At 70.9% G+C, this 10,943-nt stretch carries 8 protein-coding genes; 3 read left to right on the top strand and 5 right to left on the bottom strand.

Going from position 1 to position 10,943, the window contains the following annotated elements; translation table 11 throughout:
• The first annotated feature begins 48 nt into the window (after nucleotides 1-48).
• Both WME85_RS16745 and WME85_RS16740 read left to right on the top strand, forming a co-directional pair.
• Nucleotides 49-942 carry a LysR family transcriptional regulator gene (locus tag WME85_RS16745; protein WP_437759057.1) on the top strand — a complete coding sequence of 298 codons (894 nt, stop codon included), beginning with the start codon at nucleotides 49-51 and terminating at the stop codon, nucleotides 940-942.
• 42 nt (nucleotides 943-984) lie between these two features.
• Nucleotides 985-2,676, top strand: a complete 1,692-nt coding sequence (locus WME85_RS16740) for a right-handed parallel beta-helix repeat-containing protein (RefSeq protein ID WP_437839459.1) — start codon at nucleotides 985-987, stop codon at nucleotides 2,674-2,676.
• A gap of 24 nt (nucleotides 2,677-2,700) precedes the next feature.
• Here the strand turns inward: WME85_RS16740 and WME85_RS16735 are convergent, their stop codons facing one another.
• The 3 genes from WME85_RS16735 to WME85_RS16725 all read right to left on the bottom strand — a co-directional run bounded on the left by WME85_RS16735 (nucleotide 2,701) and on the right by WME85_RS16725 (nucleotide 6,854).
• The gene (locus WME85_RS16735) at nucleotides 2,701-3,426 is read right to left on the bottom strand and encodes a type II toxin-antitoxin system RatA family toxin (protein WP_437839457.1); all 726 of its coding nucleotides are present in this window, start codon (nucleotides 3,424-3,426) and stop codon (nucleotides 2,701-2,703) included.
• Between the two features lie 433 nt (nucleotides 3,427-3,859).
• Nucleotides 3,860-5,401 (bottom strand): aminopeptidase, encoded by a 1,542-nt coding sequence (locus WME85_RS16730; RefSeq protein WP_437839455.1) that lies wholly within the window; start codon nucleotides 5,399-5,401, stop codon nucleotides 3,860-3,862.
• A gap of 340 nt (nucleotides 5,402-5,741) precedes the next feature.
• Complete coding sequence (locus WME85_RS16725) at nucleotides 5,742-6,854, bottom strand: S-(hydroxymethyl)glutathione dehydrogenase/class III alcohol dehydrogenase (protein ID WP_437839452.1); 1,113 nt, start codon at nucleotides 6,852-6,854, stop codon at nucleotides 5,742-5,744.
• A 430-nt stretch (nucleotides 6,855-7,284) separates the two neighbouring features.
• Between WME85_RS16725 and WME85_RS16720 the strand changes: the two genes are divergently transcribed.
• Nucleotides 7,285-8,493, top strand: a complete 1,209-nt coding sequence (locus WME85_RS16720; RefSeq protein ID WP_437839449.1) for a hypothetical protein — start codon at nucleotides 7,285-7,287, stop codon at nucleotides 8,491-8,493.
• Nucleotides 8,494-8,827: 334 nt separating this feature from the next.
• Here the strand turns inward: WME85_RS16720 and WME85_RS16715 are convergent, their stop codons facing one another.
• Complete coding sequence (locus WME85_RS16715) at nucleotides 8,828-9,844, bottom strand: serine/threonine-protein kinase (RefSeq protein ID WP_437839447.1); 1,017 nt, start codon at nucleotides 9,842-9,844, stop codon at nucleotides 8,828-8,830.
• A 599-nt stretch (nucleotides 9,845-10,443) separates the two neighbouring features.
• Complete coding sequence (locus WME85_RS16710; RefSeq protein ID WP_437839445.1) at nucleotides 10,444-10,866, bottom strand: TerB family tellurite resistance protein; 423 nt, start codon at nucleotides 10,864-10,866, stop codon at nucleotides 10,444-10,446.
• Nucleotides 10,867-10,943 lie beyond the last annotated feature (77 nt).

Here is a 10,943-nt window from a genome sequence, read left to right as displayed (position 1 = left end):
GCCGTATTTCATGGCCAGGATTGTTGTGGCGAACGATACAATGCGGCCATGCTGCTTCCCTCCTTGGAGAACCTCGCCTGCTTCGAGGCCGCGGCGCGGACGCTGAATTTCCGGACCGCGGCGCGCGCCGTCGCGCTCAGCCCCGCCGCGTTCGGCCAGCGCATCAAGCAGATCGAGGAGCAGGTGGGCGCGCCGCTGTTCGAGCGCACCACCCGCCGGGTGCAGCTCACGCCGCTCGGGCTCGCCATGCTGCCGCGCGCGCGACAGTGCCTGGCGATCGCCGAGGACTGCCTCCGCACCGCGATGAGCCCTGCGCCCGCGCCCGTCGAGCTGACGCTCGGCACGCGCTTCGAGCTCGGGATGTCCTGGATCGTCCCCCAGCTCGGCAAGCTGACGCGGCGGCGCCCCGAGCTGACGCTGCACCTCTACTTCGGCGCGTCCGACGATCTGCTGAGGCGCCTCCACGACCGCAGCGTCGATTGCGCCGTCACCAGCGCCCGCTGGAGCGCCGCGAGCCTCGCGGCGGAGACGCTGCACGAGGAGCGCTACGCGTTCGTGGCCTCGCCCCGGCTGCTCCAGCGCGAGGAGTTCACCCGCCCGGAGCACGCCTCGCGGCACTGCCTGCTCGACATCGACGCGACCATGCCGCTGTTCCGGTACCTGGCGGACCAGATGGGCGGCGTCGGACGCTTCGCGTTCGCGCGCCACCGCTGGGTGGGGCTCGGCGCCGCCATGAAGACGCTGGTCCTCGCCGGCGAGGGCGTGGCCGTGCTGCCGCTGCACATGGTCGCCGCCGAGCTCCGCGCGGGCAAGCTGAAGCGGCTGCTCCGGTCCGCCGTCCTCGCGCGCGACCACTTCCGCCTTGTCTACCGGCGGGACGACCCGCGGAGCGCGCTTTACGCGAAGCTCGCCGAGTCGCTGCGGGCGGCGCCGATCCAGTGACGATCGCGCCGCGCCCGTGGCGTAGACTCGCGACGAGGAACCATGAGCGAGCTCACCCACGGCGCGGCGTGCTGCCGGAGGACGCCGATCACGGCGCAGGACATCAACGGCGGACCGGACCCGGACCGCCGTGTCCCCTTCGTCATCACGGCGCCCGGACAGTACGCCCTCGCGGAGGACGTCGACTGGGTGGCGGCGGACGCGGACGCGAGGGCGATCACGATCGCGAGCGACGACGTGACGCTCGATCTGTGCGGGAGGACGCTGCGGCAGGTCAACCATCCGGCGCCTCGGACCGTCCCCGACCCGGCCGCGAGGCCCTGCCGGGGCGAGGTGGTCTCCGGCAACGTCGGCGTCTTCGCCGAGGGGCGGAGGCGGCTCGTCATCAGGAACGGCAGCGTGGTCGGGGTCCAGGGGGTCGGGATCGTGGCCAAGGACTGCCGCCAGGTGGATCTGCTCGGTCTCTCGGTCAGGGGGTGCGGCGGCGACGGGGTGATCGACACGAGCTTCCTGTGCCGCAACGGCGGGATCTTCGTGATGGGGACCCAGGACGCGAGCAACAACATCACGTTTGCTTCCGACATCCGGGTGCTCGACTGCGTGTGCTCGGAGAACACGAGCCGGCTCGATCACGTCGTGACGCTGGGGGCGCTCGTCCTGTTCTGCGACGACGTGGAGGTGAAGCGGTGCGTGTTCAACCACACGGCGAACACCAGCGCTCGGCCGAGCGGCGTGCAGTTCAACGTCGTCGGCGTCGACTTCGTCATCTGCCGCAACGTGCTCGTGGAGGACTGCGAGGCGCACGACAACACGTCAGGCGGCGAGCCGGCCGGCTTCTTCGCGTGGGGGGAGAACTACAAATTCCTGCGCTGCCGGGCGAACCGGAACTTCACGCTCACCGGCAACCGGGCGTGCGGATTCAACATCTCGACCACGAGCAACCTGGAGATGGTCGACTGCGAGGCGGACGGGAACTACAACGCGAACCCGGGCGCGTCCGCCGATGCGGTGAAGGACTTCTCCGCGCTGGGCTTCCGCATCGGCAGGGCGGTGTACCGCGCGTCGATCGAGGGTTGCCGCGCGATCGGCAACCACAGCGTGGGCGTGAGCGCGCCCGCGGGGGGCTTCGCGCTCCACTCGACCCGCCAGGTGGTGCTGCGGCGCTGCACGGCCGTGGGGAACAGGAACGCGAGCGGGACGGCCGAGAACGACGGGCTCGCGGCCGGGTTCATCGCGTCGGCGCCGCTCCCCGATCCGGAGGGCGGCTTCGTCGGCGGGGACGACAACGCCTTCATCGACTGCATCGCTGACGGCAACACGGTCCACCGTATCCCCTTGTTCGTGCAGGCGCCGGCCCCTCCGGTCGACGCCGGCCTGTCGCGCGGCGATCCGCAGAAGGGCGCCGGGTTCCTGCTCGACGGCCAGAGGGACGCGCGGGTCATCGGTTGCCAGGCCGCCGGCAACGACGGAAAAGGCATCTGGCTGAGGGCGTGCGCGCGCGCGATCGTCGAGGGGAACACCCTCTCGAGGAACACGCTGTACGGCATCCAGAACGAGGACCCCGCGGGGCTGAGCGCTTTCGCGGGCAACCGGGCGCACCTGAACGGGACGCGCCATCGCCACAACTACGTTGGCCTGCCCCCCGGGACGCCGGTCCGCAAATGGACGCTCGGCTCCCCTCCCCTCCAGCGCGCCTCGGATGGGATCGACAACCTCAGCGTCCGGCTGCCCTGACGGGAACGCCGGCCGACGCGCGCGTCAGCGGTTCGCGTCCTGTGGCTGCTCGATGCGCGTCCGTATGGCGGCGACGGCGCTCGCCGAGCCCTCCAGGTTCTCCGCGTTGAGGAGGCTCTTCGGCAGCGGCAGCTTCGGCCGGAGGAAGACGTCGAGGGACAGGCGCGTCGTCTGGGCGTCGATCTTCTCCAGCCGCCAGGTGGCCTGGAGATCTTGCACGTTGCCGGAGACGAAGCGGGACGAGTAGGTCTCGGCGCCGTCCGCGAGGGCCGGCTTCTGGATCTCGACGCGCGCCCACATGGTGACCGCGCCTTGCAGCGCGGAGACCTCCATGTAGACGTCCCACCCGCCCGGGGGCGTGCGGCCGAGCAGGCGGCACTTCTTGTAGTGCGGCATGAACTCCGGATAGCGATCGAAGGAGAGCACCGTGGCGCGCACGCGATCCATCGACGCCTTGACGACCGCCGTCGATCGTCCGCGCGTGAAGCCGGTGCTGCCGATGGGGACCGCGACGCTCGTGACCCCCGCCCGGTCGGGCGCCGGCTGCGCGCGCTCCGCCGTCAGGTCATCGCCCGCGGCGGCCGGGAGGACATCGCCGCTGTCGCGCTGCGACGCCAGCAGGCGCGGTGAATCCAGGGTGTTTCCCCCGTCGCCCGCCCCGCACGCGATGGCCGCGAGGGCGAGCCATCCGGAGAGCGCGGGCCGGATCAGGGCGCGATGGTAGGTGGCGGTCGAGCGACTTGTCCCCATGACCGCCGAGCTTGCCAGCCACGTGCCGGCCGCGACCGCGGCGCCCTGATACCGCGCAACACATCCCCGCTCAGGCCCCGCCCCACCACGTCACCAAGGACGGATCTAATGCTCCGCCCCGCGCATCCGCGCGCAGAAGAACAATGCCCCTCTGCGTCCCCTGCGGCGCCCCGGAACAGGCAAACTGCCCGACGCCAGGAGAACCCAGACCCTCTCTTCCCGGCCTTCCACCTTTCTCTCGCCCGATCACCAGAGCGCAGGGAATGGCGAGATCCCTTCCTCTTCACCTGATCCCCCGACGACGTTTGCCGGGGCTCACCCGCACAGGAGACGGGCCCAGATCGGCGTTTTCGGCGCGGAGGCGTACTTCATGTACGCCGAGCACCGAAAACGTCGAGATGGGCTCGTATCCGAAGCGGGTGAGCCCCCAAGACTAAGATTCACCGGAGAGGTAGGCTGTCAGGCTGGGGATCGGGACGCCGGTGGGGCGACCGAACTGCCAGTCCACCGAGTCGACCCCGACGCCGCCGATGTCGAGGTGGATGAACGGCAGCGTGCCCCCCTTGAGCCCGGAGGCGATGTCGAGGAACGCGAAAGGGAACTGGTGCCCGCGCGGCGTGCTCACCGAGGCGAGGCGGTTCGAGGACACGACGTCCTCGGCGCTCGACCGGGGCGCGACGAACGCATAGTCCTCGCGCCGCGGCCGCACGCGCTCCATCGGCTCACCCCAGCGCTCCGCGAGCACGTCCAGCCGGTCGAGCTCGGGCCGCGCGGCGGAGTTGCAGATCGCGCCCGTGTAGGGCCCATGGGCGCGGTAGACGTGCCCCGTCAGCGTCGCGACCGAGAACAGGATCGGGTCGGCGGCGCCGCTCATGGCGAGCTCCCGCGCGAGCGCGAGGAGGTCGGCCTGGATGAGGCGCCCCTCGGCGTCGGTGTTGCCGATCCGCACCCGGACGCCGGCGCGGCTGCGGATGATCTCGTCGCTGACGTAGGACTCCTCGCCGATGCTGTTGCGCACGAGCCCGAGCAGCCCGACGATGCGCACGCCCTCCAGACCCAGCGCCGCGGCCGCGCGCACGAGCCCGGCGACCGCGCCGGCACCTCCCTTGTCGCGCGACATCCCGGCCATGTTCCCGTCCGTCTTCAGGTCGACGCCGCCGGTGTCGTAGGTGACGCCCTTGCCCGCGAGCAGCACCGTGCGCCGGATCTCCCCGCGAGGCCGGTAATCGAGCCTCACGACGCACGGCCGGTGGCGCTCGACGACCCGCGACGCCCGCGAGACCGCGCTGATGAGCGGGTAGTCATCGACGTTGCGCTCGATCTTGACGAGCACGCCCGTCCTGGCGAACGCCGCCTCGCACATCTCGGCCACGCGGCGGGGCGCCATCCGCTCCGGCTCGGTGCCGGTGATGTCGCGGCAGAGCGCGCGGCCGACCTCGATGGCCGCGAGCTCGCGGGCGCGCGCCTCCGGCAGCCCGAGCACCGCGACCGACTCGGCCGACCGCGGGGCCATCTCGGCCTCACGCGCCTCGAGCGGCGTCCACTGGCTCCCGAGCGCGGCGAGCGCCCCCACCTCGATCGCCCGCGCGAACCGCGGCGCGGACGGCGCGCGCACGACGAGGAGCGGCCGGCTCGCCCCCGCCTCCACCGCGCGCGCGAAGCCGGCCGCCGCCGCCTCCGCCACGGAGCGCACGTCGTCGACCTCCTCGGACAGCGCCCCCGTCGGCGCGAGCACCAGGCGCCCGCCAGGCACCCCGGGCGCGGGCAGGACCAGCGGAGCACACTTGCCCTCCAGCGCGCAGTCAGCCCGCACGGCCGCCTCGACCAGCGCGCCCACGGCGGCCCCGAGCCCCCCCGCGTGCTTCGCGATCGGCGAGGGCGCGACGAGGACGACAGCATCGCAGGCCGCGGTCGCCGCGGTCGCCTCGGCGAGTGCGTTGGCGGGCAGCCCCGCCAGGGAGGTGACATGAACCATGGCGGCGGATGATGTCACAGAGGGCAGCATTTTTGCAGCACCAGTCGCCGCCGACTGGGCACCGGCATGGCCGCCTGAGCGCGCGACAGGCGCGCAGGACGCCGCGCGCCCCGCGCATCACACCTGTCCACGTGGGCACGTGGGCACGTGGGCACGTGGGCACATGGGCACGCAGGCACCCCCGCGCGCGTCCGCCCCGGTGGTCACGCGCGCGGCGGACGGATCGGACCACGCCGCTCGCCAGCCGGTCTCCCGCCTCACTTCCCGCGCGCTGGATCGCGCTCCTTACCCGCGCGCGAGATGGGGGAGCGCTGGTAAGGAGCGAGGCGGGCGGGCGCCTTCAGGAGAAGAGCACGACGCTGCGGATCGACTCGCCTTCGTGCATGAGATCGAAGGAATGGTTGATGTCGTCGAGCGGCATCGTGTGGGTGATGAGCTCGTCGATCTTGATCTTGCCCTCCATGTACCAGTCGACGATCCTGGGCACGTCGGTGCGCCCCCTGGCGCCGCCGAACGCGGTGCCCTTCCACACGCGCCCGGTGACGAGCTGGAAGGGGCGCGTGGAGATCTCCTCGCCGGCCCCGGCGACGCCGATGATGATGCTGGTCCCCCAGCCCTTGTGGCAGCACTCGAGCGCCTGGCGCATCACCTTGACGCTGCCGATGCACTCGAAGCTGTAATCGGCGCCGCCGCGCGTCAGGTCGACGAGGTAGGGCACGAGATCCCCCGCCACCTCATTCGGATTGACGAAGTGGGTCATCCCGAACTTCTCGGCGAGCTCACGGCGCTTCGGGTTGATGTCGACGCCGACGATGAGATCGGCGCCGGCCATCCGCGCGCCCTGGATCACGTTCAGCCCGATGCCGCCGAGCCCGAAGACGACCACGTTGTCGCCCGGCCTCACCTGGGCGGTGTTGATGACGGCGCCGATACCCGTCGTCACGCCGCAGCCGATGTAGCAGACCTTGTCGAAGGGGGCGTCCTCGCGGATCTTCGCGACGGCGATCTCCGGCAGGACGGTGAAGCTCGAGAACGTCGAGGTGCCCATGTAATGATGAATCCGCTCGTTGCCGATCGAGAAGCGGCTCGTTCCGTCCGGCATCAGCCCCCGGCCCTGCGTGGCGCGGATGGCCTGGCACAGGTTGGTCTTTCCGCTCGTGCAATACGAGCATTGCCGGCACTCGGGCGTGTAGAGGGGGATGACGTGATCGCCCTTCTTGAGGCTCTTCACGGACGGGCCGACGTCGACGACGACGCCGGCGCCCTCGTGCCCGAGGATCGCGGGGAAGAGGCCCTCCGGATCCTTGCCCGAGAGGGTGTAAGCGTCGGTGTGACAGACGCCCGTGGCCTTGATCTCGATGAGGACCTCGCCCTCGCGAGGGCCCTCCACCTGGACGTCCTCGACCGTGAGCTTCTCGCCGGCCTTGTGGGCCACGGCTGCGCGCGCTTTCATGATCGGTGGTTCTCCTCCCGCTAGCGGGGCGTTCGGGGCCCGAGCGGCGCCCGAGCCCCTCCAATAGCCGGCCGGGGAAGCAGGTTTCAAGGGGAACCCGGGCGGCTCTGGCCGATGCCGCCGCCCGGCCTGCCCGCGCGGCCGCGCCCTGATGACCGACGACGACCGACGACGACCGACGACGCAGCCCGCTCGCCGGGCGCTACCCGCGCGCGCCGGCGCTGCCGTGAGCGGCCTACTCCCACTCCACCACACAGGCGACGTGCGCTGGTCGTGGGGCAGATGACCGCCATGGTGCAGGCGCATTGCGAGCGGTTCAAAACTGGCCAGCTCGGCGCCACGGAATCGCGGAAAGGTGCTCTCGACCAGCGCGGCAGGGAATCGGATGGCGCTCGTTCACCAGCGAGCGTACCATCGCCCCGTTACTCTTATGCACACCCCTCATTGTCCACTCGGTCGCAGCGCGCTCCTCACAGCCGCCTTCCTGGCGCTCACCGCCTGCTCTGTGGTCTCCGAGCCGGACAGCAAGGCGGCGGGCGATCGGGGCGGCGGCGGCGGCGCGCCGCCCGAGGGCGGCCACGGCGGAGAAGGCGGCGGCCACGGCGGCGAGGGCGGCGTCCCCGCCTGTGTCGACGAGTGCCCCGCGGAGAAGGGGGGTATCACGGTCGGCTGCGAGACACGCTTCATGTTCGGAATGAACTATGCGTGGCACAACTTCGCCGGTGATTTCGGCGGCATCGCCGGGTGGGGCAAGCGCGGTGTCACGGCCGAGGCGGACACGCACGCAGAGAACCTCGCCGGCATCCGCGCCCACGGGGCGACGGTCGTGCGGTGGTGGGTGCTGCCGGAGCTCCGGGGCGAGAGCGTCGCCTTCGACGCGAACGACGACCCGACCGGCCTCGGCGCGACGACGCGCGACGACGTCCAGAGGGCGCTCGAGCTCGCCAACGAGGCGGACGTCAACGTCATCTTCTGCCTCTTCTCCTTTGACAACTTCCACCCGAGCCGGGTCGACATGGACGTGAAGACCGTGGGCATCACGCCCATCGTGACCGACGCGGCGCGCCGGGCGAAGCTGATCGCGAACGTGGTCAAGCCGCTCGCCCAGGCGGTCGAACAGAGCCCTTACCGGCACCGGATGATCGCCTGGGACGTGATCAACGAACCCGAGCTGGCCATGACCGGCTCGAGCCCGTACGGCGACCCGGACTACGACCCGGACCCCCAGGTGGACGCGATCTCCCATGAGCAGATGGAAGCGTTCCTCCGCGACACGATCGGCGCGCTTCGCGCCGAAAGCCAGGCGCTCGTCACGGTCGGCTCGGCGTCGATGAAGTGGTCGCTGGCCTGGTCGACAACCGACATCGATTTCTACACGTTTCACATGAACGACCGTGTCAACCGGTACTGGCCTTACAACCAGTCGCCCGCGGACTACGGCATCACGGACAAGCCGGTGGTGATGGGCGATTTCCCTGTCGGCGGCCTGGCGACGGCCAGCTTGCCGATGCTCCTGGAGAGCTGGTACAGCCAGGGATACGCCGGCGCGATCGGCTGGTCCTACAGCGACGCGACCACGACGGAGCTCGAGGCAATGAAGGCCTTCGCCGACGCGAAGGGCTGCGACGTGCAGTACTGAGCCGCCCGCCGAGCCCTCGCACCTGCGCAGCAGACAGGAGCGAGAGAGGAAGAAAACCGCCAAGGCGCCGAGGACGCCAAGAAGAGAGAGAGAGAGAAGAATGAACGTTGATTCTCTTTCTCGTCTTGGCGCTCTTGGCTGTTCAACCCTTCTCGTGCGAACGCCGCTTTAGAACATCGATCACGTTGAAACCCGGAGAAATTTAACAGGGAGGCGGGGAGGCGGGGAGGAAGAAAAAAAAATGAATTCTCCCTCTTGCCGTCTCTCGCTCCCCGCCTCCCCGCCTCCCTGTTAAATTTCTGCTTTTTCTCGTGGTTTCAACCCGTTTGTCGCTCTAGGGAAGCCAGTAGTCGACGAGGGACGCGCCGGTCACGTCGTGGGCGACGCCGCTCGCGATCGCCCACTGGGCCAGGGCGCGGCCCAGCGCCGCCATCGTGGGGAAGCGGTCGTCAGGGGCCTTGGCCAGGCCCCGCTCGATGACCTCCCAGAGCCGCGGGTGCGCCTCCAGGGCCTCCGGGCGCGGCGGCTCGACGCGCAGCACGTCGTGCACGATGGAGATGCTGCCAGGACCGCCGAACGGGCGCCGGCCGCTCACGAGCTCGTACAGCACGACACACACGCTCCACACGTCGGAGCGCGCGTCGGACTCCTGCCCGCCACGCACCTGCTCGGGCGCCATGTAGGCCGGGCTCCCGACCAGCGCGTCCCGCTGCTCCCCGACGACGCGGGTCGCCGTGAAGGCGATCCCGAAATCGATCAGCTTGGGGACCGTCCTGCGCCCGTCGCGCACGAGGACGATGTTCGCCGGCTTCACGTCCCGGTGCACGACCCCCGCGCCGTGCGCGGCGCTCAGCGCCCCGATCACCGGCAGGAGCAGCTGGACGCCGGAGATCGGCGACATCGGGCCAGACTCGGCGATCGCCTGGGAGAGCGACCGGCCCTGGAGCAGCTCCATCACGACGAACGGCTCGCCCTCCTCCGTGACGCTGAGGTCGAAGACCCGCACCGCCGCGCGGTGAGAGACCCGCGCCGTGGCCTGCGCCTCCCGGAGCAGCCGCGAGGCGGCCTCCGGGGCGGCGCAGTCGCGACGGATGAGCTTCAGCGCTACATCGAGGTTCAGGGCGAGATTCCGCGCCTTCCAGACGGCGCCCATGCTCCCCTCGCCGAGGATCTCCGTGAGGCGATAGCGCCCCGCGAGGACGTCGCCTGGGGCGTAGCGCCGCAGCGCGACCGCCGGCGCGCTGGCGGCCTCCGGCTGGCCGGCAGCGGCCGGCAGGGCGGCGGCCGGCGACAGGCCAGCAACGCCGGTCCGCAGCGTCGCAGGCGGCGCGCTCGCCGGCGTGTCGTCCACAGAGTCCAGGGGCGCGACATCACCGCCAGGGCGCCAGACGGAGCCAGACGGCCTCGACAGCGGGCCAGTGGTCCGGATGTCGACAGGCTCGAACGGTGGGCGGTGCGCCACCGACCAGCGCGGAGATCGCGGTGAGCGGTACGCGCGCGGCGACGCTCTGCCGCCGCTGGCAGGACGGGATCGATTCGACGTGGGATCCATCGATGCGCCATGTGGCGTCGTGGAGCTGTCAGTTCGTTGGCTGTCCATGACCTTGTACAGGAAGTATTAGCAAGGAGCAGGCCGATAGAAACCGTCGCGAATGCGCTCCTTCCGCGCCCGCCGCGGCGCCAGGGTGCGGGGTCGAGGCCTCAGCTCCGGCGCCTTGCGCCGCCATCTCCCCTCAGGCCAGGCGTGTCGCCCACCGGAGCGGCCCAGGACAGCGCGCGGCCGGCTCCGGTGACGCAAGGGCCGGACGGCGGCGCATTCCCTGCGTGTGGCACACAGCCAGACACATCAGGGGCCGGTGTCAGCCACTCACCCTTGCCCTCGCCCGCTGCCGCAACCCCGGGGCCAACGACAACGCGGAGAGCCCCGCGCCGACGCCGCCGCGGCCCCGCTCAGCGCTTCGAGCCGGGCGCGACACGCCCCTTGAACGCGATCGGCACCTCCAGCGCCTCGGCCGCCTCGACGAGCAGGGCGTACTCGCTCGCGTGGATCACGCCGTCGGCGGCGACGAGCCGGACCGCCAGCTCGATCGCGGCCTCGCGCATCCGCACGTCGGGCAGGCGCGCGCGGAGCGACGCGAAGCGACCGCGCTTGCCCTCCTCGCGCACCGAGCGATGGACGACGGCGATCAGCGACTCGACGACGTCGGCCCCGAGGCGGCCCTCGCTCATCGCCGCCGCGTGCCCCGCGAGCTCGGCGCACTCAGCCTCGTTGATGGATCCGTCAGCATAGGCGGCGAGGAACATGATCTCGACCATCGCCTCGAGCTTCGTGATCTCGAGGTGAGGAAAGGAGAGCTGTGTTTCTTCCATCATGAGGTCCTCGGGCTACCGTATCACGACCGCGGGGCACGGCGCCCCCGCGCTCGCCCGGCGCGGCGATCGCGCGCGGC

Source organism: Sorangium sp. So ce1153, from assembly GCF_051521595.1.
In the GTDB taxonomy this organism is placed as follows: domain Bacteria; phylum Myxococcota_A; class Polyangia; order Polyangiales; family Polyangiaceae; genus Sorangium.
The sequence above is the reverse complement of the archived record's forward strand: the minus strand, read 5'-3'. Positions and strand labels throughout refer to the sequence as shown.

Bases quoted from the DNA above. Each gene is read 5' to 3' on its own strand.
- WME85_RS16745 (WP_437759057.1), top strand. From the start codon at position 49: ATGCTGCTTCCCTCCTTGGAGAACCTCGCCTGCTTCGAGGCCGCGGCG.
- WME85_RS16740 (WP_437839459.1), top strand. From the start codon at position 985: ATGAGCGAGCTCACCCACGGCGCGGCGTGCTGCCGGAGGACGCCGATC.
- WME85_RS16735 (WP_437839457.1), bottom strand. From the start codon at position 3,426: ATGGGGACAAGTCGCTCGACCGCCACCTACCATCGCGCCCTGATCCGG.
- WME85_RS16730 (WP_437839455.1), bottom strand. From the start codon at position 5,401: ATGGTTCATGTCACCTCCCTGGCGGGGCTGCCCGCCAACGCACTCGCC.
- WME85_RS16725 (WP_437839452.1), bottom strand. From the start codon at position 6,854: ATGAAAGCGCGCGCAGCCGTGGCCCACAAGGCCGGCGAGAAGCTCACG.
- WME85_RS16720 (WP_437839449.1), top strand. From the start codon at position 7,285: ATGCACACCCCTCATTGTCCACTCGGTCGCAGCGCGCTCCTCACAGCC.
- WME85_RS16710 (WP_437839445.1), bottom strand. From the start codon at position 10,866: ATGATGGAAGAAACACAGCTCTCCTTTCCTCACCTCGAGATCACGAAG.